Annotated in this window: 17 protein-coding genes and 3 pseudogenes; 8 read left to right on the top strand and 12 right to left on the bottom strand. The window is 58.4% G+C overall.

Features of this window, described 5'->3' with window-relative positions:
- Window positions 1-466: 466 nt before the first annotated feature.
- From KX729_RS25610 to KX729_RS25595, 4 genes are all read right to left on the bottom strand, one after another.
- Window positions 467-745 (bottom strand): hypothetical protein, encoded by a 279-nt coding sequence (locus KX729_RS25610; RefSeq protein ID WP_219745327.1) that lies wholly within the window; start codon window positions 743-745, stop codon window positions 467-469.
- A gap of 219 nt (window positions 746-964) precedes the next feature.
- On the bottom strand, window positions 965-2,467 hold the full coding sequence (locus tag KX729_RS25605; protein WP_219745326.1) for a tripartite tricarboxylate transporter permease: 1,503 nt from the start codon (window positions 2,465-2,467) through the stop codon (window positions 965-967).
- 11 nt (window positions 2,468-2,478) lie between these two features.
- Window positions 2,479-2,940: a tripartite tricarboxylate transporter TctB family protein gene (locus KX729_RS25600; RefSeq protein ID WP_219745325.1), complete on the bottom strand. Its 462-nt coding sequence runs from the start codon at window positions 2,938-2,940 to the stop codon at window positions 2,479-2,481.
- A 22-nt stretch (window positions 2,941-2,962) separates the two neighbouring features.
- A complete protein-coding gene (locus tag KX729_RS25595; RefSeq protein WP_219745324.1) occupies window positions 2,963-4,069 on the bottom strand; it encodes a GntR family transcriptional regulator in 1,107 nt (368 codons plus the stop codon).
- A 143-nt stretch (window positions 4,070-4,212) separates the two neighbouring features.
- Here KX729_RS25595 and KX729_RS25590 point away from each other — a divergent pair, with 143 nt between their 5' ends.
- From KX729_RS25590 to KX729_RS33690, 3 genes and pseudogenes are all read left to right on the top strand, one after another.
- Window positions 4,213-5,181, top strand: coding sequence for a Bug family tripartite tricarboxylate transporter substrate binding protein (locus tag KX729_RS25590; protein WP_219745323.1), 969 nt, complete (start codon window positions 4,213-4,215; stop codon window positions 5,179-5,181).
- 66 nt (window positions 5,182-5,247) lie between these two features.
- Window positions 5,248-6,573, top strand: coding sequence for a class-II fumarase/aspartase family protein (locus KX729_RS25585; protein WP_219745322.1), 1,326 nt, complete (start codon window positions 5,248-5,250; stop codon window positions 6,571-6,573).
- Window positions 6,574-6,830: 257 nt separating this feature from the next.
- Window positions 6,831-7,126: pseudogene (locus tag KX729_RS33690) on the top strand (ArsR/SmtB family transcription factor); the annotation flags it as partial.
- A gap of 238 nt (window positions 7,127-7,364) precedes the next feature.
- Here KX729_RS33690 and KX729_RS25575 read toward each other — a convergent pair.
- Entirely contained in the window at window positions 7,365-9,308 is a 1,944-nt protein-coding gene (locus tag KX729_RS25575) for a sensor domain-containing diguanylate cyclase (RefSeq protein ID WP_312991972.1), read from the bottom strand.
- A gap of 172 nt (window positions 9,309-9,480) precedes the next feature.
- Between KX729_RS25575 and KX729_RS25570 the strand changes: the two genes are divergently transcribed.
- Entirely contained in the window at window positions 9,481-12,018 is a 2,538-nt protein-coding gene (locus tag KX729_RS25570; protein ID WP_246617854.1) for a response regulator, read from the top strand.
- Between the two features lie 315 nt (window positions 12,019-12,333).
- Here the strand turns inward: KX729_RS25570 and KX729_RS33685 are convergent.
- The 7 genes and pseudogenes from KX729_RS33685 to KX729_RS25530 form a co-directional block, all read right to left on the bottom strand.
- Window positions 12,334-12,459: pseudogene (locus KX729_RS33685) on the bottom strand (transcriptional regulator); the annotation flags it as partial.
- A 99-nt stretch (window positions 12,460-12,558) separates the two neighbouring features.
- Window positions 12,559-14,481 (bottom strand): annotated as a pseudogene (locus tag KX729_RS25560) (methyl-accepting chemotaxis protein).
- 332 nt (window positions 14,482-14,813) lie between these two features.
- Window positions 14,814-15,734, bottom strand: coding sequence for a DUF6929 family protein (locus KX729_RS25550; protein WP_219745318.1), 921 nt, complete (start codon window positions 15,732-15,734; stop codon window positions 14,814-14,816).
- 399 nt (window positions 15,735-16,133) lie between these two features.
- On the bottom strand, window positions 16,134-16,337 hold the full coding sequence (locus KX729_RS25545; RefSeq protein WP_219745317.1) for a cold-shock protein: 204 nt from the start codon (window positions 16,335-16,337) through the stop codon (window positions 16,134-16,136).
- Window positions 16,338-16,689: 352 nt separating this feature from the next.
- Window positions 16,690-16,899, bottom strand: coding sequence for a hypervirulence associated TUDOR domain-containing protein (locus KX729_RS25540; protein ID WP_219745316.1), 210 nt, complete (start codon window positions 16,897-16,899; stop codon window positions 16,690-16,692).
- A 10-nt stretch (window positions 16,900-16,909) separates the two neighbouring features.
- Complete coding sequence (locus KX729_RS25535) at window positions 16,910-17,149, bottom strand: DUF2934 domain-containing protein (protein WP_219745315.1); 240 nt, start codon at window positions 17,147-17,149, stop codon at window positions 16,910-16,912.
- Window positions 17,150-17,507: 358 nt separating this feature from the next.
- Window positions 17,508-17,966, bottom strand: coding sequence for an MgtC/SapB family protein (locus KX729_RS25530; RefSeq protein WP_219745314.1), 459 nt, complete (start codon window positions 17,964-17,966; stop codon window positions 17,508-17,510).
- A 660-nt stretch (window positions 17,967-18,626) separates the two neighbouring features.
- Here KX729_RS25530 and KX729_RS25525 point away from each other — a divergent pair.
- The 4 genes from KX729_RS25525 (at window position 18,627) to KX729_RS25510 (ending at window position 22,809) form a co-directional block, all read left to right on the top strand.
- Entirely contained in the window at window positions 18,627-19,619 is a 993-nt protein-coding gene (locus KX729_RS25525) for a LacI family DNA-binding transcriptional regulator (RefSeq protein ID WP_219745313.1), read from the top strand.
- Between the two features lie 68 nt (window positions 19,620-19,687).
- Window positions 19,688-20,929 (top strand): ABC transporter substrate-binding protein, encoded by a 1,242-nt coding sequence (locus tag KX729_RS25520; RefSeq protein ID WP_219745312.1) that lies wholly within the window; start codon window positions 19,688-19,690, stop codon window positions 20,927-20,929.
- A 93-nt stretch (window positions 20,930-21,022) separates the two neighbouring features.
- Entirely contained in the window at window positions 21,023-21,949 is a 927-nt protein-coding gene (locus tag KX729_RS25515) for a carbohydrate ABC transporter permease (RefSeq protein WP_219745311.1), read from the top strand.
- Window positions 21,949-22,809 (top strand): carbohydrate ABC transporter permease, encoded by an 861-nt coding sequence (locus KX729_RS25510; RefSeq protein WP_219745310.1) that lies wholly within the window; start codon window positions 21,949-21,951, stop codon window positions 22,807-22,809. Before KX729_RS25515 ends, KX729_RS25510 begins: the two co-directional genes overlap by 1 nt.
- Window positions 22,810-22,834 lie beyond the last annotated feature (25 nt).

Genomic DNA, 22,834 nt, shown 5'->3' with positions numbered 1-22,834 from the left:
ATCAGGCGCTCAACGCTCGAATTCGGCAAAGGATGCACACCTTACCTCGGGCTCCGTTCCCCGCATTAGGGAACATCTGTCTGGCGTCGATGTCGGGATCCACTGAAACCAATGTTAGAGGACCGCGATGACGATGCTTGAACCTGGGATGGCCCTTTCGATCGCTCTCGGTGCGGTCACAATACCGTCTGTCAGCTCTTCGCAGAACCTTGCGCTGCAGCTTGAACCGAATGGGGTTCGCCCGGTCATCCGCGACAGAGACCGAGAAGGTGAGTTTGACCGCCGCGGCGGTTGTAGCCCGGGCAAGCCCGTGCGGCTGCGCGTGGCGAAGGGTTCCGGAATCCCGAGGTTGTCCGCGTTACCGATCGGAGCATCGTCGTAAGCGTGTGGCCGCGGCGGCCGGCGAAGGCGCTGCCGTCGTGAGCCAGATTCACTCGGCCCTGAATGTTATGGCTCCCGGGAACGCTTAGCTGATCTTAGAGACGGAACAGGTGCCTGATCCGCTCGTGGTATCCAGCAGCCGAAACCGCGTTCCATCCGAACCCGGCTCGATCGCCACGAGCGACTTGTTCACCAGGTTATCGATGATATCGTCCGGATTTGGCACTGCTAGGACCGCGACGGCGGCCGTGGCGGTGAACCAGCCTCTGAAAATCGCGAGCTGCTGCAGTGCCGCCTGCTCCTCGGCCGACAGTACCGCATAGCTCCAGTCGAGCGTCGCCTTGAGTGTCTGATGCCTGAGCAACGCCGTTCGCCTTCCGCGCGTCAAGACACGGAAGCGTCGCGAAAAAGCGCGGCGTAGAAGTAGACGCGAGTATAGCTTCGACAAAAACCGCGCCTTCCTCCACGACGTGTTCGCAGCTATCGAGGACAAGGATAACATCGCGTCCCTCGATCGCCGCGGCAACCTCACTCAGGAGGTCATCGGTTCTGAACAGGATATCGAGCTTGGAAGTCGGATCAATCACTCCTCTTGAAACGCCTGCTTGCGCCCCTTGCGAACGAACGGTAGCAAAACTGCGGCAAGCAGGGTGGCGGCGATGGCCAGCAATACCGAACTGAGCGGCCGAGTAACCAGCACGCTCGGATCGCCCTTCGAGAACAGCATGGCCCGGCGCAGAAATTCTTCCATCATCGGGCCGAGGATGAAGGCCAGCAACATCGGTGCAGGCTCGGCGTCCAGTTTGCGAAAGACGTATCCGACGACACCGAAGAGCGCCATCGCGTAGACGTCGAACGTGTTGTTGTTGACGCTGAATACGCCGATCGCGCAGAAAACGATAATGATCGGGAAGAGCAGGTTGTAAGGGATCGCGATCATCCGCACCCACAGGCCGATCAGCGGCAGGTTCAGCACCAGCAGCATGAGATTGCCGATCCACATGGAGGCGATCAGCCCCCAGAACAGTGCCGGCTGCTCGGTCATCACCGACGGGCCGGGCTGGATGCCCTGCATGATCATGGCGCCGATCATCAGCGCCATGACCGAGTTGGACGGCAGGCCGAGGGTCAGCATCGGAATGAAAGAAGTCTGGGCGCCGGCGTTGTTGGCGGCCTCCGGACCGGCCACACCTTCGATGGCACCCTTGCCGAACTGCTCCGGCGTCTTCGACATCTTCTTTTCGAGTGTATAGGAACCGAACGAGGCAAGTGCGGCGCCGCCACCCGGCAGGATGCCGAGCAATGACCCGAGCGCGGTGCCACGCAGGATCGGCGCGATAATACGCTTCCAGTCTTCCTTTGTCGGCATCAGTCCCGTGACCCGCTTCGTCATCACAGTGCGGTCTGCCTCGTCCTCAAGGTTGGCGACGATCTCGCCGATACCGAAAACACCCATGGCAATGACCACGAAGTTGAGGCCGTCCGCCAGCAGCGGCATATCGAACGTGTAGCGGGGCACGGCGGAGTTGACGTCCGTGCCGACCATGCCGAGCAACAGACCGACGAGGATCATGCCGAGCGCGTGCAGAAGTGGGCCGGATGCCATGACGATCGAGGCGATCAGGCCGAGCACCATCAGCGAGAAATATTCGGCCGGGCCAAACTGCAGGGCAACGGCGGCAAGCGCCGGGGCGAAAATGGCGATCAACACCGTCGCGATCGTGCCGGCGATGAAGGAACCGATCGCCGCGGTCGAAAGCGCCCGACCAGCATGACCTTGCCTAGCCATCTGGTAGCCATCAAGCGCGGTGACGACCGACGAAGGCTCGCCCGGCAGATTGACGAGGATCGCAGTGGTAGAGCCGCCGTATTGCGCGCCATAATAGATACCGGCGAGCATGATCAGGGCTGATTCCGGCGGCAGGCCGAAGGTGATCGGCAGCAGCATGGCAATCGTTGCCACCGGGCCAAGGCCCGGAAGCACGCCGATGGCGGTGCCAAGGAAAACGCCGATCAGGCAATAGAGCATGTTGGAAAACGTCGCGGCGACGGTCAGGCCGAGCCAGAGATTTGCAAAGATATCCATGGGACGCGCCTTTAGTTCCTGAACCATTCGCCGAGGATCGGCATGGGAAGACCGAGGCCTTCGACAAACACTACGGTGCAGAAAACAATCAGTGCGACGAGACCGGCAATCGCCCTGATTTCAAGGCGAAACCGCTCGCTTGCGGCGGCCGAGATCAGGATCAGCGCCAGAAGCGCCACGACGACACCGGCACGCTCCAGCAAATAACCGAAGGCGCAGACCGAGAGGGTGATGAGGAAAATGCCTTTCCAGTTGATCGCACCGATCGGCGTGCCGTCGCGGAAAAGCCCGCGGGCGACGGTGATCACCCCGAACACGATCAGCAGCGAAGAAATGATCGTCGGGAAATATCCCGGCCCCATGCGCCCGGCGGTACCGAAACTATAGTTGCGCGCGATGATAAAGCCGGCTAGTCCGAGGGCGAGATAGATCACCCCGATTCCGAAATCCCGTTGTCCGCGTATACCCGTCATCATTTCCTCCCTGGTAGAAAGATCATCGAATTGGCTCCTGATCCCGGAGCGATTCGCCGAGGCGTTCCGTCATCGGCAATAACCTCAAGCCATAAGGTGCGTTCGGTTCGCGCCAGCGTTCGATCAGGCGGTCGTAGACGCCCTTGACCTGATCTGCGGCGCGATAGCCGATCATGTGAAAGAAAGTGCCGGATTCCGGCTCGAGATCCGTGCGCCCGAGCAGGACGACAGAGAGATCGGATGGAATATCCAGCCCGCCGGCAGCGAGCAGCGAACGGAACTTTGCGCCATCCTCGACACCCCATACGATGACGGCAGGCCGGCGCGCTCCGGACGCGGCGGCGTGTGCCGTGCGGATCGCCGCGACGACGACTTCCTCATAGTCCTTCGGGGGCAGCTTGACGATGCGGGTCTCCGGCTGAAGCACCTGGGCGAACGCAGACTGTTCCCGCAGGAGGCGCCAGCGATGCAGCCCCATTTCGTTGGCCAGAAAGAAGCTCGATGTGGTGACGAACTGGATCCGGTCGTGACCGGCGGCAGCCAGCCGTCTAACGGCCGTTTCGACCGACTGGCCCCATTCGAAGCCGACTGCATCGACATCGGTCCCAACCAGCCAGGCGCCATCGACGACGATCGTATCCGCTTTGCGTTTTAACGCGGCGATCATATCGATCGGCATCGTGTCGAAGGAGTTCTGGACGATGCAGGCATCAAAGCGCGGCAGGGTCTGCAAGACCTGCTTTGCATGTTCGGAGTCGGAATAACCGACTTCCAGCGTGACGTGACCGGCACCGTTGAGAAGCCTCTGCAATTCCTCGACAACAATTCTGCCGCGCAAATTGTTCGACGAACGCTTCAGCAGCATCACGCTACGCTGCGCGCCCTCCTCCGCTCGATTTCTGCCTGACGTTGCAGGCTCGCCCGCCGACCCGCCCGTGAAAAACGTCCCGCGGCCTACATGGGCGGCAACGAGCCCCTCGTCCTTGAGTATCTTCAAGGCTCGCTCGACATTCTGTTGGCTCAGCGAAAAATCGCGCATCAGCTGACGAACGGTCGGCAATTTTTCACCGGCCGCTGCGGCATGAGCGACGGAGCGCAGATAGGATTGAAGGCGTGCAGTGTCAGTCATTGCGATCTCCATAATACAATACAATACATTCGCTCAAGTGTTTTTGCGCAGAATCGAGCTTGCGCGGCCGATAATTGCGCGATATCTCGCTATATCAGGCTCGATTTGCCGATACAATATATATTGTACAAAGGGAGGAACCCATGTTCAGACGAAATCTTCTTCGCGCCGCCGCCGCGCTCGCTATGGCGGCAGTGCCTGTCGCCGCCCTTGCCCAAGACAGCGGCCCGATCACGCTTCTGGTCGGCTACTCCGCCGGCGGCAGCGCCGATTATGCGGCGCGAGTCATCGCCCCGGAACTCACCAAGCGCCTCGGCCGCTCGGTGGTTGTGGAAAACGCAACAGGTGGCAGCGGCATGATCGCGCTGCAGAAGCTGATCAACGGCAAGGCGGACGGCTCAACGCTTTATTACGGCGGTCATGACACCGTTGCCGTACCGATGCTCAACAAGTCGGTCAAGATCGACTGGAAGAAGGACACGCTGCCGGTCGGTCGCACCGCGATTACCTCGATGGCAATCGCCGTGCCCGCCGCCTCGCCCTACAAGACGCTGGGCGAACTGGTTGCTGCCGCCAAGGCCAAGCCGGACAGCATTTCCATCGGCACACCGGGTATCGGCACGGCCCAGCACATGGTCGGCGAGATGATCAGCGAGCGCTCAGGTGCGAAATTCGTTCACGCCCCCTATCGCGGCGGTGCGCAGGTTTCCAACGACATCCTCGCAGGCATCCTGGATTCGGCCGTCTTCACCACTTCGACCGCCCTGCCCTTCTTCAAGGAAGGCAAGCTGCGCATTCTGGCCGTGACCAGCGACGACCGCGCCGCTACCCTGCCGGATGTTCCTGCGATGACGGAAATTCCGGAATTCAAGGGCCTGGCGCTGCCGCTCTGGCAAGGTCTGTTCGTAAAGGCGGGCACTGATCCGGCGATCGCCAAGAAGTTCAGCGATGCGATCGCAGCGTCAATGGAACAGGAGGACGTCAAAAAGCGCCTCGCCGACGGCGGCTTCATCGCATCGCCGATGGCGATGGGTGAATTCGCCGGCTTCATCGACCAGCAGGCCGTCATCTACCAGAAGATCGTCATGGATTCCAAGATCACCATCGAATGATCACAGGGCGCGCTCTGCGAGACCGGAGCGCGCCCTTTTATCGCTTTTCAAGACAATGGATTTGCCATGACCGTCGGAATGTTCGACTCTTTCATCACCCGCTACTGGTTCAGCACACCGGCGAAAGAGATCTGGAGCGATCATCAGACATTGCAGGCATGGCTGGATGTCGAGGCAGCTCTGGCGCAGGCACAAAGCCGCCTCGGCGTCATTCCGGCAGACGTCGCACCTGTCATCACCGAGGCCTGCCGTTTCGAACGCTTCGACACGGAACGGCTGAGCCGCGAGATCGCCTATGCGCAGCACCCGTTCGTGCCTGTGCTGCGACAGCTTGAAGAGTTCAGCGGTGAGCCGGCCGCGGGCTACATCCACTGGGGGGCTACTACCCAAAATATCTTTGACACCGGCGTTGCCCTGCAGATGCGGCGAACTCACACCCTGATCGAGGCAAGCCTGGAAGCCGCCACGCACTCGTTAGCAAAGCTCGCTGTCGCCCATCGAGATACGATGCAGGCCGGCCGCACCCATGGCCAGCACGCACTGCCCATGACTTTCGGCTTCAAGGTGGCTGGCTGGCTCGAAGAAATCCGCCGAGACCGCAAGCGCCTACAGGATCGCATCGGACCATCATTCGTCGCATGCCTCGGCGGCGCAATTGGCACCTTTGCGGCCATGGGCGAAAAAGGCCCAGCGGTCGAAGCGGAAATGGCTGCGATCCTCGACCTCGAACCCGCAATACTGCCGATGCGTTCATCCTTCGACCGCGCCAACGACTATTTCTGTGCGCTCGGACTGCTCGCCGCCACGGCGGACAAGATTGCCCATGACATCGTCTTCATGCAGCGGACTGAAATTGCAGAGGTGGAAGAAGCCTTCCACATGGGCAAGGTCGGCAGTTCGACCATGGCCCAGAAACGCAATCCTTCGACAGCACTCCTGCTCACCAGCCTCTGCCGCCTCCTGTCGGCGCGGTTGCCGCTGCTGATGGGCTCGATGCTGCGTCTGGACGAAGGGGATTCCTCAGCATCGAATGTCAGCGATGTCGCCGTTCCAGAGATAGCCATTCTCGGCGCGTCCGTAGCCGAAACGCTCGCCCGCCTGGTCGATGGTCTTGTCGTTCACACCAACGCGATGAAGCGCAATATCGAGATCACCAATGGGCTCATCGTATCGGAAGCCGCCATGATGCAGCTTTCCGATCGTATCGGCCGCCACAAGGCCCATCACATGCTCTATGGGGCAGCACAACGGTCCGTCATGGAGGGCCTACCGTTTACACAGGCTATTGCCGAGCATCCGGAAATGATTGGTAAGGACATAGTGACGCTTGATACTGCAAGTTATACCGGCAGTTCCGCCAATCTGGTGGACAAGATCGCCGGCATGGGCTGAGCGCCACCTATTTTAACAACTGGCGACAGCGGGAGACTAGGGCATCTAAAACCGCGACACTTAGTCATAAGTCAGCGACAAACGTCTGCTTCTGGGTCCCAAGACCTTCGATGTGGATGCCGTCGTTAAACCGACCATTGGCATCCTACCGTAGACGACACCTGCTGGGATGCGTCTCCGTGCTCAGCTAGCTGCTCCATAGATTCACGGAAACTGTACGATTTCGTTTGGAGGTGGTCTGTATATCAGATCAGCAAATAGAGAGAGGGTTCAGCTGGGAGGTTCACGATCCCGGACGGGATAGGTTAAACGAGGCGGCAGCACTGCTTTCCGCCCTTGAAAATGCCAAACGGCTGCAGATCCTCGTGAGCGGGGAGCGATTGGTTTACGAATTGCCGATATCGTGGGTCTCAGTCAGTCCGCCTTGTCACAGCACCTGTCCAAGCTTCGTAACGTGAAGGCTGTCGCAACCCGCCGCGAGCGCTAGGCGATTTATTATGCTTGTCATTCAGGTGCCGTGCATCAACTTCTGCACACATTGAACGGGATCTATGCGGGTCGGAGCGTTCGTCATGTGGCATTGATGTTGAGATCTTGCGGCTCTCAGACCGATCGTCAATCGCCTGTCGCTCCAGCGGACGCCGGGGCTGAAGCATTTCCCAACGAACGCCGCTGAGCTGTAGGGTCACGGGGCCGACTGTTGCAGCAGTAGATCTGCACCCGATCACATGATGCCTCGCCGGTGCTCGCTCTGCCCGATGTCACGAGAGACTGGCGCAGGATAGAGTGCCTCAGGCCGCCTGCCGATTATCGGATGACCTGTGGAGTTCAACACGGTTGCGGCCAGATGTCTTGGCCGCGTAAAGAGCTTTATCAGCTGCGTGAATCACATCTTCCAGATCGCGTGCAAGGCGGGTGGCGAGTGCACATCCGACGCTGGTGGTAAAGGTGATAGTATGCCCGCCGGTTTCGACCACTGCTTTGGCAATCTTTTCGCGAAGGCGGTTGGCAAGAAGCACGGCTGCGGCCTCATCCGTTTCGCGCAACAGCACAACAAACTCTTCGCCACCGAAGCGGGCTACCTTGTCGGTTGTCCGGATGCCGGCACTGATAATCTGTCCCATTGTTCGGATCACCTCGTCGCCCGCAGAATGGCCAAAGGTGTCGTTGATCTTCTTGAAGTGGTCAATGTCGAACATGAGGATGCTGAACTCACGGTTATACCGCTTGAAGTAGTTCCACGCATCTTCGGCAAAGGGCAGAAATGCTCGACGGTTGAGAAGCCCAGTTAGGCCGTCCGTGTCGGCAAGGATCTGGAGGGTGTGGAGGTCCTGGCCAAACCGCAGCATCTTCTCGTCCGCATTCTTTTTCTGCGCCTCGACCTCACGCTGCAATGCCTTGATGGTGCTATTTGCGTCCTGCTGGCTTGCTTCGGCAAGACCCACTCTGCGCAGAAGTGAACGCACTGCCGCGGACAGCTGCAAAATATCCAGGGATCCGTGTTCGCGTTCAACGCTGGTTATGTTGGCCTTCCGACCAATCAGATCAAGACGCTCGGCGAGATTTTGGAGCGGCTTCGTGACCGCCCCGGAAAGAACCCAGGCTAGATAGGAAGCGGCACCGGCTACAATGAAGCCGACCAGCAAAATCTGTATGACCAACCGGTTCGCTGTCGCATAGATCACGTTAACGGGTTTGCGGGCGGCGACCGTCCAGCCAAGCCCCGGATAATCGCCGGAGCCACGGGTGGTAACCAGTGCGGTTAGGGTAGCGCTGCCATGACTCGTGTCGATGAATACCGTGCCGCCCTTTTCTACGAGACGAGCGGGCTCGACCTTACCAGAAGGAGGTCCAATGAGAACCGAACCATCGCGTGCAACGACCCACAGATCCGCAGGCGCGGTTGCGTCCTCATTCGCAAGGACCGTCTGACGAACGTCATCCGCCCAGGTCCAGCTCATGTGGGCGCCGAGAACCCCCGCGAGCGCTCCCTGCCGGTTTTTAACGGGCATTGCGACATCGACAAAGCGAAACGGAGCATCATCGGGCGACACGCGCAGCAATTTATCCAGTAGCTTCGCGTCGTGCACGTCTTCCACAGTAGGTTGCTTCAATCCGTTTATAAACCACGGGCGAGCAGCGACGGATGCCCCTTCGAGCATGCCCTTGGTTGCGGCGCGAACGGTACCGTCAGGAGACGCAAAGCCTAACCAGGCATATTCCGGCAGGCTCGCCTGGAGGCGCTGCAGAACAACGCGCACGGCATCGGGATCACTGCTCCAAGTTTCCTGCAAAGGTCCCAATCCGGCGATATTCTTTATTTCACGGTATCGTTCAAACATATGCTGGTCGAGCCGGTCGGCCATATTGCGCGCCAAAGCCTGAAGCTCCTGGTTCGCGCTGGCGACCGCGCTTTGCCGCGCAAGTACGGCTGCCCCTGCCGCTGCGATACCGACAGCGGCTATGCATGTGATTGCGGTCAGCAACGCAACTTGTGATCTGATGGTCAGGCGGTCACGTAAACTTTGAAACGATAATAGCGGCATTGGCACAAGCACCTGGCTGACGGATGTTTTGCTACTGTAGTACGAGATGCATTTGTTCTCATTAACGGTTATCGAAAACAGAATGTTAACAAGACAGGCGAGATGACCCCTCCATAGTGCCGAGCGTTTGGTCTCGGTATTACCCCGTACAGTTTGTACCTTCACAAGCAGCGAATCGATGAGCAGCACTTTTCATCCGACGCGGCTTCCCTATCTGGCACGAGAATCAACGCGGTAAGGCTTCATGATCCCAAGCACCTTTCTTCAGTGGTCCAAAAGCGTAATGGCAGACAGGCTACGCACTTTCCCGTGGGAGGTGACCCCTCTTGGACCGATTGACCAGTGGCCGCCGGTGCTCAGGATGACCGTGGATGCGATGATGGCTTCCCGTTTCCCGCAGTGTCTGTTTTGGGGTCCCGATCTCATTGCCATCTACAACGATGGCTTCCTGCCTTTGCTTGGGGCGAAAGACGAGGCTTTAGGGCAGCCGCTACGTGTCACGTGGGCCGAGACGTGGGAGGCCCTGCAGCCAATTGCGGCAAAAGCCATGTCTGGCGAGGCCGCTTACTTCGAAGACTTTCCTCTGAAGACAACCCGGCTCGGACACGCGGAGACCGCCTATTTCACCTTCTGCTACAGTCCGGTCAGGGACGAGGATGGCACTATCCTTGGCATGATGGACACCGCGATCGAAACCACCGATGCGGTGCACGCGCGACAGCGTATCGCGTCTGAGAGTGAACGCTACCGGCAAATGTTTGAGAGTGCGCCAGGCTTCATGGCGATGCTCAGCGGCCCTGACCATGTGATACAGTATTGCAATCCCGCGTTCCACGCTCTGGTGGGTAATCGCGATTTGATTGGCAAGACGGCGGTAGAGGTTCTACCGGATGCAGTCGAACAAGGTTATTTGAAGCTTCTCGAAGATATTTGGCGCACCGGCGAAGCCTACACGGCGACCGGGGCGCTTTACGCTATCCAAGTTTCGCCGGATGGTGTCGTCAGCAACCGCTACGTAGACTTTGCTTACCAGCCAATCAAGGATGCCTTCGGCGACGTCACTGACATTTTTGTCTCTGGCTCGGATGTCACCGAACGGACTCAAGCTGACACTTCTGTGCGTCAGTCAGAAGCGAGACTAAGGTTTCTCGACGAACTCGCTCGTGAGACCGGCAAAAGCGACGATGCCGACGCCGTCCTGGAGATCACAACGCAAATGGTCGGCGAATATTTGTCGATCTCCAACTGCGCCTATGCGGATATGGACGAAGACCAAGACGGGTTTACCATCCGAGGCGATTGGGCGGCGCAGGGATCTCCCTCGATCGTTGGACATTACAGCCTGGCGGCGTTTGGCAAGCTGGCAGTATCTAATCTCCGCCGTGGTCTCCCGCTGGTGGTCACAGACAACCTGGCTGAACTAGCTCCCGAAGAGGCCAAGACGTTTCAGGAAATCGGCATCGCCGCGACAATCTGCATGCCTCTGATCCGAGAGGGCAAGCTGACAGCGCTCATGGCGATACACGATAAAGTGCCACATCGTTGGACGAATGAGGAACTGGCCCTGATCAGGGAGGTTACGGAGCGCTCTTGGGCCCACATCCAGCGGGTGAGATCAGAAGCAGAACTTCGCGACACAGCCGCCGCTCTGAGTGAGCTGAATTCCACGCTGGAACAGCGCGTCGAAGAAAGAACTACGTTGCTCTTTCAAGCAGAAGAGGCACTTCGGCAGGCGCAGAAGATGGAAGCCGTGGGTCAATTAACCGGCGGTCTGGCGCACGACTTCAACAACATTCTGGCCGGGATCGGCGGTAGCCTGGAAATGATGAAGACAAGGCTGGCTCAAGGGCGTATTGCAGACATTGACCGGTATTTGAGTGGCGCGCAGTCGGCGGTCGGGCGCGCTGCCGGACTAACACAGCGGCTCCTGGCGTTTTCAAGGCGCCAGACGCTCGATCCGAAGCCCTCCGATCTCAATCGTCTCGTAGCAGGTATGCAGGAGCTGATATCGCGTAGCGTCGGCCCTGGCGTCAAGGTGGAGTCCGTCGCGGCCGGCGGTCTCTGGACAACGTTTGTCGATGTCGGCCAGTTGGAAAACGCCCTGCTCAACCTCTGTATCAACGCGCGCGACGCCATGCCAGATGGCGGCACTGTCACGATCGAGACGGCCAACCGCTGGCTCGATCAGCGAGCCGCGGCGCAGAGAGGCCTCGCGCCCGGCCAGTATGTCTCGCTTTGCGTGAGCGACACGGGAACGGGAATGACGCCGGATGTTGTCGCGCGAGCCTTCGATCCTTTCTACACGACAAAACCGACCGGCCAAGGGACTGGGCTCGGGCTCTCGATGGTCTACGGCTTCGCGGGTCAGTCTGGCGGATCGGCGCGCATCTACTCCGAAATCGAAAAAGGCACGATGATCTGCATCTATTTGCCTCGTCATATTGACGATGGGCGAGTTGAAACGGAGGAAGCAGACGAAGGCAAGGCTCCACCTTCTAAGGGGAATGAGATAATCCTCGTTGTGGATGACGAGCCGCTTGTCCGAATGGTAGCGGTCGAAATCCTCGAGGAACTGGGCTATGAGGTTCTCGAGGCAGAGGATGGTCCTTCGGCGCTGCGGGTTCTCGCGGCGAGAGCCGACATCGATCTTCTCGTGACGGATGTCGGCCTTCCAAACGGCATGAATGGACGCCAGGTTGCGGACGCGGCTAGAACCGCCCGCCCGAACCTGAGGGTTTTGTTCATTACCGGGTATGCGGAAAACGCAGTGTTGAACCATGGTCATCTCGACCGGGGGATGCAGGTCATGACGAAACCGTTTTCCAGTGAGGCTTTTGGCCAGCGGGTCAAGGAGATAATCAGCAGTACGGAGTTGGGTGAGGATATTCGGCGGTCTTGAGGGAATGTCGACCGGTGACGACCAGATTTGGGTTGGGATTTTGAAAATTCCGCGCATTGGCCTTATTGGATCAGCTCTGCGGACCCGAAACAGAATATCGGGTCGGTTCACCACACGCGGCTCTCGTGCAATCGCCCTTCGAGAGGACCGTGCACAAATCACCTCCCCTTAAGGCGACGATGCAGTGGAACTCTCAGGCTCGGAAACGATCATCCAGGCTGCGAGTTGACGCTCTGATGGCGCGGCAGTGGTCGCCACCAGGATGCCTTACCAATAGGTATGGGGACGAGGCCACCGATTGGCCACCGTTTTCTCTCAATCAAGCTTGAGACGCTTGCGCAGATCGGCGTTTTCAGCACGGAGCTTTTCAGCCAGGAGCTTGCGCAGCCTATGGTTCTCTTCTTCCAGCTGAAGGAGATCCGCCATCTCGTCACCCGCCGCAGCTATCGCCACGGCATCTCAGGTTCTGTTGGCGAGACGGAGATCACTTGAACAGCCTGGAGGACGCTTCACAGGTGCGCGCTTTGCGCTGCGCGGCGATCAGAATTCCTCCCAGCTTTCCTTGACCGCCGTATTGCCGCCGAAGGCCTTGACCACCTGGGCAGCAATGCGTCGTGCGGGTGAGGCAACCGGGGTGCGGAGAGGGCCAGCAGCGCGCATGGTCATGTCAAGCTTCGGGGCGCCGCCCAGCTGAAATTGCGCAATCAATTCCCGAAGCCTAGCGCTTTCGCCGGCCAGTGTGGCACCGGCGGCGCTGGTCTCCTCGACCATAGCGGCGTTCTGCTGGGTCACCTGGTCCATCTGATTGACGGCGGTGTTGACCTCGGCCAGGCCGACCGACTGTTCCTTTGCAGAGGTGGCGATCGAATCCATATGCTGATTGACGGTGACGATGTAAGCTTCGATGGTCTTAAGCGCTTCACCCGTCTCACTGACCAATTTGACGCCGCTTTGTACCTCAATCGAGGAATTCTGGATCAGCCCCTTGATTTCTTTAGCCGCCTTGGCGGACCGTTGTGCCAGCTCGCGGACTTCCTGCGCCACAACCGCAAACCCTTTCCCGGCCTCGCCTGCGCGCGCCGCCTCAACACCGGCATTCAGCGCCAGCAGATTGGTCTGGAATGCGATCTCGTCGATGACGCCGATGATGTTGGAAATCTCATTCGAAGACTGCTCGATTTTTTGCATCGCATCGACAGCACTCGCAACTACCTTCCCCGAATGAGCAGCGCTCTCGTTTGCCAAAACGGCAACCTCGCGGGCTTCGTCAGCCCGCTTGGAGGAGTTGGCAACGTTGACGGTGATCTGGTCGAGCGCGGCGGCCGTCTCTTCCAACGATGCGCCCTGCTGCTCGGTGCGTTTGGACAGATCGTCGGCGCTGGTGCTGACCTCGCGGCTCCCGGTATCAATGCCGCTCGTCGCTTCGGCCACAGCCTGCAGCGTCTTTGAAAGCTGGGTAACGGCGGCATTGAAATCCGCGCGCAAGGTTTCGAAATCAGCAGCAAATGGTTGAGCGAGCTGGAAGGCTAGATCACCCTCGGCTAAGTGCTTCAGCCCCTCCCCGAGACCCTTGGTCGCCAGTGCCATCGCTTCAGCTTTGACCCGCTCAGCCTCGGCATTCCGCTGGCGCTCGCCGTCGGTCAGACTCCGTTGAGCCTGGGCTTCCTGCTCAAGGCGCAAAGTGGTCACGGCGTTGGCACGGAAAACCTCGACAGCCGCGGCCATTTCGCCGATCTCATCGGCCCGACCGCCATAGGGAATGGAGCTCGTTGCATCGCCACCAGCGAGCTTCTTCATGGCCGCAGTGATGTTTTCGATCGGTTTGGCAATGCCAGCGAAAGCGAAAAAGACGGCACCTGCAACGATGAGGAGACAGAAGGCCACGGCTGACTACGTCAGTTTAATCGTATTGCTGTAGGTCGTCTGGCTGTGTTCGTAGGCTTTCAGCGCACCGATGCGGTTGATTTCAACAATTTGATCGATCAAGGAGGCGATCTTTGCCGAAATCGGGCGCATCTCGTTGCTGAGAACCAGTTTGGCTTTTTCGTCTTCCTGTTGCGACGACAGATCCAGCATTTTTCTGCCACTGGTTTCAAAAGCAGAAATATTGTCTCGAATATCTTTCAGGACTGCACGCTCGCTGGGTTCGGAAATCAAGGTCTCGTAGTCGGCTGCTGCCTTGATAAGCCTGTTCTTCTCGGTCACCACGCTTTTGGCCGCGTCAGCCTCCGTGGCATCATCGATGGCGAGCACATGGTCACGATAAGCGATCCGCAAGTCGGACAAGGCGGTGTCCATTTCCTTCGAATACTGAATGCTGGGCAGCCAATCTGTCGCAACCTCTTTCACATTCGCGTTAAGGACGCCCATTCTCTCGATGGCGTATCCCGCAAGAACAACGGTTAGCAGGCCAATGGTGGCGAATGCGGCAAGCAGCGCAGTCTTGATTTTGGGACGCGACATAATGAAATCCTCGGGTGGCTGTCAAAGCCAGCAGTCCCTTGAACGGTATCATTCCGCCGCAGGCCTAATGAAAGGATACATTCCTCTCGAGTTTAACACCCACACATAATTTAGGGTTCTCGCATATTGGTGGCTGAATAATATTAACGGCTCGATAATGTCGCCGTGTGCTTACTTAAAAAAACTTGGTTTAAGCGCCGGAACCATCCCCCCGGAAGGGCGGGTCCCACGGTCGCGCGAGCAACATGCAATCATGATCTTGAATGCCCTTCAAAGCACTTCGCCAAGATAGCAATCTCGCTTTGTTTGCTGCTATTGGCTCAGCTTGCAAGCTATCTCGCGATCGACGTTGACAAGAGCAACGCGGGGATTTCGGCGTCATCTGCATCGGTGACAAGCAGGACGTCGAGTCTGTCACCGACTTCTTCAACGCTGATGCCTTCCACTTTGTAGGCCTTGTCAAGTTGTTGCAAGGAGAGCTGCCGCCCATCGTGACTGACAACGCCGATTGCGGCGCCAACGCAAGGTCCATCACGAAACGCATCCTCGGTATCTTCGGCCACTGCGCAGAACACTATGTCACCATTGGACAAAGCGGCCGCGTCGGTAAAGCAAAGCGGAATGCCTTTGATTAGACCAAGGTCGAGACGCTTAATGGCGGATGGCGTGAAAGGGTCGGCCTGGGCGATTTGCAAAGCATCGAGGACTTGCGAAAAAAGTGGATAGCTGATGATCGCGTTTTCCGCGTGAGCTTTGTTACCGCGCTGGAACAGGCGCAACTCATCGCCGACGACTACCGCGCCCTCAATGTTGAGGTCGTCGAACGCCTCATGAAGCGGTCCGAGTAAGGCGGACATATCCACTTCTTGGAACAGACCCGTAACCGCCCCATCGTCACCAAGGGTAAGCAGCGACCCGTGGCCCCGGTTCGGTCTCGACGCTGACCCGAGAGCCAGCAGTGCGCCGTGCGGAAACTTCTCGGACGCCGGAACGAAGGTGAGCGCCTCGAGGTCTGGCTTCATCCGCTTTCGCGCGGCTTTTTTGTGGGGCAGTAAACCCTCAAACAAGCGAACGAGACGACCGGGTTCTAGCGTGCTTGTCGAAAACACACCCAGATGAAGCTCGTCGTCGGCGACAACGTACATCGTTGAGCCCACGCACACGAGGCCGCTCGCAGCGCTCAGGTGACTGGGCCGATTTTTCGAGGCTGCTTCAGACAGGTCGAGCGCGCGTATTTCGGTCACGGTGAGCATAGTCACGTCCTACCAGGCCTATGTCAGCAACTCCAGCGTCTTGGTTGGCGGCTCAGTTGCGCGGGAACCAATGGTCATCGCAATAGCGGATCGGCTACCACGATTGAAGGATGGACCGATCGTGGTGCTTCATGAAACACGCATGTTAGAACCTATTACTCTCAACGGTTCAAACGGCAGGAGAGGGATTACTGGCTCGCTGTGAAAACGTTAAACCGCCGGTTTAGATCAACGGAAAGGGCTTTCGACAAATCTACCGATCTCCATAGGCAGACAGCTTGAATCAGAACGCGAGCGACTTGCAAAGCCATTCGATTTAGTCAGAGAGGGAACGGCCCTAGGCTGGATTGGAGAGTTTTCGGGAAGCCACCAGCCCGTACAGGGCTGGCGGAGAGCTAACTAGAGAACGGAAACATTCTCCGCCTTCGACTTGCCCGTCTTACGGTCCTGACCGACCTCGTAGCTGACCTTATCGCCTTCACGAAGCGAGTCGCCGCGCTGCAGGGCCGAGAAGTGGACGAAAACGTCCTGACCGCCATTCTCGGGGGTGATGAAGCCAAATCCCTTGTCTTGGTTAAAAAATTTTACAGTACCGGTCGCCATTGAATCCTCTTGATGTCAGCGAAGCTCGATTAACGTACACTGCCAGCCTACGTTCCTACAACCTGCAAGAAATCCGTAGTGCTCTCAGGATTTTGTCGCCTACAATGCGCAATCCGAATTGGCAATATTGGAGTAGCAACGCGACGGAAGCAATGTCACATACCTTGTTTGGAACCTGTCCGTTCGCTTGACCGCCTCGCCCGACCGTGGCCGCCAAAGCGCAAATCCTCGGAGAGGTTCGAACGCGGAACTGTTGTCTTCTGGCGCGGCGGGGCCGATGATGGCCGTCGTGATATTGGTTCGAAACTCCCCCTGAATCGCGGTAACCTTAGCGTCCCGTCCATTGTGCCCGCTATCCCTTCTTGAGCGCTTCAGGTTTATGCGCGGCCTGTTTTCCAGATTTCGAACTCTCCACGATGACCTGGGGATCGTCCTTTGAAGCTTTCACCGTATGACCTTTGATCCTGGTATCCGACGTCTGCTTCTTGACGACCTTACCTTCGGTTTTGCCCTGGCTGGTTTCCCAGGTGACCTTGTCGCCCTTTTTCAGGTTCTTGCTCATGGTTACTCCTTTAGTCCGGGCTGACGGGTGACGGCGGCCTTATGTCGGTAGCGGTTTTGGTTTCGTTGTCCTTGGCGAACTCGTTGTCGGCTTGCTGGTTGACCTTTGTCACCTCTTCGGATTCCTGCTCGGACAACTCGTGCTGCGCCTCCGCCCGCTTCCAATGATCGTCGTGTGCCTCCTGCGGGCGACCTTCGTCTTCCCAGATCTTGTAGGCCCGTTCGCGGCGTTCCTGTTCCCAGTTGTCCATGGCTTACTCCTTGTGCTGCCTAGGATAACTGGAATGCGCGAGGCTCGTTCCTCTCGCTTATCCGTTTGGGTGCTTCTTGGGTTTGTCCGAGGCCATGCGTCAACTGACAGAGCCGCCTCCTCCCGCGTGTAAGCCGGTTGCAGGGACCGCGAAGAGTTCGTGATCTGGCGCAGGCTCCGCTACCGTAACCCGATGCCCGTCTGGCTAAGCAGATCCCTGCCGCTCTTTGGTCGCGACCCCGTTGACGGAGTGGCTTAAGAGATCCCTTGAGACACGCTGAAAGCCGCTTGATGCCGTACTCGGAGGCACCCAGACCCCCCGGCGAAACGCATCGCTAGGCTGGTGCACCGACCTCTCATCAATCGGGTCTGTTTTGTGGACCGTCCGGTTTGAGATTGGCGTTGAGCCGAAGTGTTAGAAAAGTCATGACGGCCAGCACGATCGACACGTCGTAGGCTCCAAGGCCAACAGAGGTGCCGATAGCGCCCGTCGCCCAAAGGCTGGCGGCCGTGGCCGTTCCCCGCACACTCGCTTTCACGACAAGGATCGCACCGCCGCCGATGAAGCCCATGCCTGTGATGAGGCCTTCGACAATTCTGGCCGTCGCCTCCGGGCTTCCGGCTGTCAAGTTCTCGGTCGCCTGGATAAATCCGCAGCTGGCTATTGCGACCAGCGGAAACGTGCGCAACCCGGCGCTTCGCTCGCCCTTTTCACGGTCCCACCCGATCGGAAGCGCCAGCAAGTATGCCGCCACAAGGGCTCCAAGATGTGGAACCACATTGAACGTTGTTCCTATAGCTGCCAGCTGGTCGAACATGTTTTTACCCTCCCGTCGCTTCTGCTTGGAGATAGTTGTGTCGGGATGGAGATCAAGCGGAATTGGTCTGGGCCAGATTTCGCGGTCGACGACATGCTCCCAGAAGGCGAAGGGCATATTGGTTAAGGTAGATGTTATCTCGGCGCCTTTTCGCGGATTTACCGTAGCGGAATTTCATGCACGATTGAAGCTCTAGGCCAAAATCAGTTTCGTCCCCTTTCCGCGCTTGATCGGTTTTGGTTCAAGCACGGGTGAATGTGGGGAGGTTGGCATACCAGGTCCATCGTCAGAGACTTCGATTGCGATCGAATGGGTGGAAACTAGGAGATGCCCTCGACAGTTGTTCCAGACTTGACGGCATTCTCGGACTCGTCACCGCACCGTTGATTGTGAGAGGACGAAATTGTGCTGGAAGACGGTTGAGCCCGATAACGGTTGTCGTGCCCCAAATACGCGAATCCGTTGCACATCGTCCGCAGCGTGATGCCACGTCGATGGTTTCTGCTGGTTCGCGGTTGTGGTCGCCGCGCCAGCTAGGCTTCTCCGCGCATTCCATCGATGGGAATTTCGCCGAGAAACCCTTTTCCCCGATCGAATCTTGAGCTATAACGATGTGAGAAACCGGTTTCTCACTAGAAGGTTATAAGGGCGGTCCACTTCATGGAGCGGGTGACAATATACGATGTTGCAGCTGCAGCTGGTGTCAGCACAGCCACGGCCTCGAAGGCCTTGAATGGAACCGGTCGGGTATCGAGCGAGACGCGCGCCAAAATCAAACAGGTTGCTGCGGATCTCGGGTTCCGTCCGAACGCGCTTGCCCGTAGCCTCACTCGCAAGCGCAGCTTTACGGTAGGCCTCCTGACCGACGATACCTACGGACGTTTCACGCTGCCGGTCATGGCGGGGATTTCGGAGGGATTGATCGATCAAGGTGTCTCGGTGTTCCTCTGCGCTATCGAAAATAACCCCGAGCTTGCGAAGACGCATGTCGATGCCATGCTGGACAAACAGATCGACGGCATTATTGCGACCGGCAAACGCGTCGACAGGTCTTTGCCGGTCGATCTCACCCACCTCCCAGTCCCGGTTGTATATGCATTGACTGCAGGGCCAGACGACGCGGTAACAATCCTACCCGATGACAGCCAAGGCACGCGCGAAGCGGTTGGCCATCTCATTCGCAAAGGTCGAAGGCGGATCATTCATATCACTGGCCCCAGCACCTTTCAGGTGGTCGAAGAGCGTGCCGCAGCATTTTTCCAGACACTTCAGGCAGCGGGACTGTCCTCGCCGCAAGCTGCTGTCTTGTACGGGTCTTGGTCTGAACGTTGGGGACATGAAGCCGTCGCTAATCTCTGGTCGCACGATGAGCGGCCGGACGGCATTTTCTGCGGCAACGACCAGATCGCGCGAGGCGTCGTCGATGGCCTTCGCGAGCGCAATATCGATATCCCCAACGATGTTTCGGTCGTGGGTTTCGACAACTGGGAGATCGTTGCGGAGCAAACCCGACCGCCGCTCACCACGGTGGACATGAACTTGAAGGAACTCGGGCGGCAGGCTGGACAAGCGCTTCTGCGGCTCGTGAATGGCGAAGCTGTCGAAACAGGGATGTGGAGACTGCCATGTACGCTGGTCGTGCGTGGCTCATGACGGTTTTGCAAGAAAAGAGCATGCCAGACACAGTTCGATAAACCGGTTCTAGAGGGAGGAGACCTCATATGAAACTGCTCAAGATTGCGGCTTTGGCCGCCACGATCGTTGGTGCCCTGTCTTCATCAGCGCTTGCACAACAGAAGCTGACCATGTGGTCGCGGTCCACCAGCGAAGCGTTCATGCCGACGCTGATCAAGGCCTTCAACGAAAAGCACAAGACGCAGATCGAGTTGCAGATCGTACCCTCGACCGAGATGGTGCAGAAATACGCGACCGCCGCCGCCGGCGGTTCGGCTCCCGATTTCGTGGCACTCGATCTGGTCTATGGCCCAGCCTTTGCCAAGTCCGGCGTACTGGAAGACCTAACCGACATGGCCAAGAGCCTGCCGTATTTCGACCAGTTGTCGAAAGCCCATCTGGGTACGGGTACCTATGAGGGCCGGATCTATGCTTTGCCGATGTCCGCCGACGCTTCGGTGCTGCTATGGAACAAGAAGCTCTTCAAGCAGGCCGGCCTCGACCCCAACAAGGCGCCGACAACCTGGGCGGAAATCGAAACCGCAGCGGGCAAGGTCAACGCGCTTGGTAACGGCATCAACGGCTTCTATTTTGCTGGCGCCTGCGGAGGCTGCAATGCCTTTACATTCATGCCGCTGATCTGGGCTTCCGGTGGCGATATTCTGGTCGATAACGGCAAGCGCGCCAATATCGACTCGCCACAGATGCACGATGCGATCAACTTCTATCGGAGCATGGTTGCCAAGGGTTATGTCCCGGAAAGCGCAAAGACGGATTCCGGCAAGAACTTCTTCGGCGGCTTTGCGACGGACAAGATTGGCCTTTCGCCGATCGGCGCCTTCGCGATCGGCAACCTCGTCAAGAACTATCCGACCGTCGAATTCGGCGTCACATTCCTTCCAGGCAAGGACGGCGGCAAGGCTTCCTTCGGCGGCGGCGACAATTTCGTCGTGACCGCGGGACGCGACAACCTGAAGGCGGCGAAGGAATTTCTCGATTTCGTCTACTCGCTGGAAGGCCAGACCCTGCTTGCCAAGGGCGGCAGCCTGCCGACCCGCGCCGATGTCGCCACGGAAGCGGTGAAGTCGCTCGATGAGCGCTACCAGATCGCAACCGAGGCAATGAAGATCGGACGCACGCCATCGTCGCCCTTCTATAACGACATCATCAACAGCAGCACCGGCCCCTGGAAGCAGATGCTGAACGAGGTGTTCTTCGGCAACGACGTAAAGGGATCGGTCGCCAAGGCGCAGGCCAGCATGCAGTCGATCCTCGACGCGGCCAACTGATCCGTCAGGCTTATCGACCGCCTTTCATTCGCAACGACCCGGACGGCAAACAGCCGTCCGGGACAGCCCGACCGACGCTACGGACGAGATAAAATGACTTCGCTACAACAACCGACCGGTGCCCAGCCTGTCAGGCGGCGCAACAATCGCAGCCGCCGCAACCAGCTTGCCGGTCTGCTCTTCGTCGCACCGGCGCTTATCCTGGTACTGATCTTTTTCGTCATTCCGCTGGGAATGGCGTTCTGGATGTCGCTGCATAACTGGCCGCTGCTCGGCAAACCGCGCTTCATCTGGTTCGACAACTATTCCCGGCTTCTGCAGGACGCACAATTCTGGATATCGTTGCGCTTCACGGTTTACTACACGGTGATCGTCACGATCGCGATTTTTGCGGTGGCGTTTCCACTGGCGCTTTACGCCGAGCGATCGCGGCCTCTCACCAAACTCTACCGAACCGCCTTCTTCCTGCCGGTCGTGGTCGGCTTCGGCTCCGCCAGCCTGCTCTGGGCCTGGCTGCTCGACGTGGATTCCGGATTGTTTTCCTATGTCTTCGCCTATTCCGGCCTGACGGAAAAGCGCATCAACCTTCTCGCGGACTTCGACACGACCTTCTGGTCGATCGTCGTCATGGTCGTGTGGAAGACCGCAGGTTTCAACATGATCATCCTGCTGACCGGCCTTCAGGGCATTTCGACAGAGGTCCAGGAAGCCGCGCGCATGGACGGCGCCTCATCCTGGCAGCGCTTCCGCAGGATCACGCTGCCGCTGATGCGCCGGACGATCGCGCTCGCGCTCATCCTCTCCGTCTCCGGATCGATGCTGGCCTTCGATCAGTTCTATATCATCGCGGATGGCGGGCCGCAGAACCGGACAGTCACGGCGGTCTACTGGATCTTCAGCCAGTCCTTCATGTCGTTCCGGCTTGGATATGGTGCGGCACTCTCGATGGTGCTGCTGGTCATTCTCGTCATCATCAGCGTCGTGCAGCTCAGGCTGCTCCGAAATCCGGAGGGCATGTGATGGCCCGCACACGAAACTCCTCGGCACGCCGCCTGTTTGCCAATATCCGTTATCACGGCTTCGGCATCGTCGTCGGCCTGCTTTTCCTGGCGCCGCTGGTCTGGAGCGTGCTCGTCAGCTTCAAACCATCAGTTGAAGCCCGTCAGCCGCCGCTTCCGCCATGGCCAGTCGACGGTTTCAGCGTCCAGAGCTACGACAATCTGGCGCAATACGGCTCGGGCATCTGGACCTATACGGGCAACAGCCTGATGGTTTCGGCGGCGACGGTGGTGGCGTCGGTCATCGTCAGCCTGTTCGCCGGCTATGGCTTCTCGCGCTTCCGGTTTCCGTTCAAGAATGCGCTGTTCGTGCTGATCATCTCGACGGTGATGATCCCGTTCCAGTCGATCCTGACGCCGCTTTTCCTGATCCTGACGAAGCTCGGGCTGCAGAACACCCTTACCGGCATCGTGCTGGTCTATGTCACACTGCAGCTGCCGTTCTCGATATTCATGATGCGCAACGCCTTCGATGCGGTGCCGAAGGAAATCGAGGATGCGGCACGGGTGGACGGGGCTTCGGTGCTGCGGGTGCTCTACCGCATCATGCTGCCACTCGTCCTGCCCGGTGTCGTGACGGTCGCGATCTTCGCATTCCTGGCGTCATGGAACGAGTTCCTGGCGGCGCTCATCCTTCTGACCGATCAGAATAAATACACCCTGCCGGTGCTGATGGCCGCCGTTCGCTCGGGCCAGTTCGGCACAATCGATTGGGGTGCCGTGCAATCCGGCGTGACGCTGATGATGGCGCCATGCCTGGCGCTCTTCCTGCTGCTGCAGCGCTATTACATCCGTGGCCTGACCGCGGGTGCCGTCAAGTGACAATAACAACCAAACCGATTGGATG

The organism is Neorhizobium populisoli (assembly GCF_019430945.1).
Classification (GTDB): Bacteria; Pseudomonadota; Alphaproteobacteria; order Rhizobiales; family Rhizobiaceae; genus Neorhizobium; species Neorhizobium populisoli.
Note: the sequence above shows the minus strand (reverse complement) of the source record. Positions and strands in the feature narration are given on the sequence as shown.

What these genes read in the sequence shown, in the direction of transcription:
- KX729_RS25600 (WP_219745325.1), bottom strand. Translation starts at nt 2,940, where the DNA reads ATGACGGGTATACGCGGACAACGGGATTTCGGAATCGGGGTGATCTAT.
- KX729_RS25530 (WP_219745314.1), bottom strand. Translation starts at nt 17,966, where the DNA reads ATGTTCGACCAGCTGGCAGCTATAGGAACAACGTTCAATGTGGTTCCA.
- KX729_RS25520 (WP_219745312.1), top strand. Translation starts at nt 19,688, where the DNA reads ATGAAACTGCTCAAGATTGCGGCTTTGGCCGCCACGATCGTTGGTGCC.
- KX729_RS25545 (WP_219745317.1), bottom strand. Translation starts at nt 16,337, where the DNA reads ATGGCGACCGGTACTGTAAAATTTTTTAACCAAGACAAGGGATTTGGC.
- KX729_RS25515 (WP_219745311.1), top strand. Translation starts at nt 21,023, where the DNA reads ATGACTTCGCTACAACAACCGACCGGTGCCCAGCCTGTCAGGCGGCGC.
- KX729_RS25595 (WP_219745324.1), bottom strand. Translation starts at nt 4,069, where the DNA reads ATGACTGACACTGCACGCCTTCAATCCTATCTGCGCTCCGTCGCTCAT.
- KX729_RS25525 (WP_219745313.1), top strand. Translation starts at nt 18,627, where the DNA reads ATGGAGCGGGTGACAATATACGATGTTGCAGCTGCAGCTGGTGTCAGC.
- KX729_RS25590 (WP_219745323.1), top strand. Translation starts at nt 4,213, where the DNA reads ATGTTCAGACGAAATCTTCTTCGCGCCGCCGCCGCGCTCGCTATGGCG.
- KX729_RS25605 (WP_219745326.1), bottom strand. Translation starts at nt 2,467, where the DNA reads ATGGATATCTTTGCAAATCTCTGGCTCGGCCTGACCGTCGCCGCGACG.
- KX729_RS25510 (WP_219745310.1), top strand. Translation starts at nt 21,949, where the DNA reads ATGGCCCGCACACGAAACTCCTCGGCACGCCGCCTGTTTGCCAATATC.
- KX729_RS25550 (WP_219745318.1), bottom strand. Translation starts at nt 15,734, where the DNA reads ATGCTCACCGTGACCGAAATACGCGCGCTCGACCTGTCTGAAGCAGCC.
- KX729_RS25540 (WP_219745316.1), bottom strand. Translation starts at nt 16,899, where the DNA reads ATGAGCAAGAACCTGAAAAAGGGCGACAAGGTCACCTGGGAAACCAGC.
- KX729_RS25570 (WP_246617854.1), top strand. Translation starts at nt 9,481, where the DNA reads ATGACCGTGGATGCGATGATGGCTTCCCGTTTCCCGCAGTGTCTGTTT.
- KX729_RS25535 (WP_219745315.1), bottom strand. Translation starts at nt 17,149, where the DNA reads ATGGACAACTGGGAACAGGAACGCCGCGAACGGGCCTACAAGATCTGG.
- KX729_RS25585 (WP_219745322.1), top strand. Translation starts at nt 5,248, where the DNA reads ATGACCGTCGGAATGTTCGACTCTTTCATCACCCGCTACTGGTTCAGC.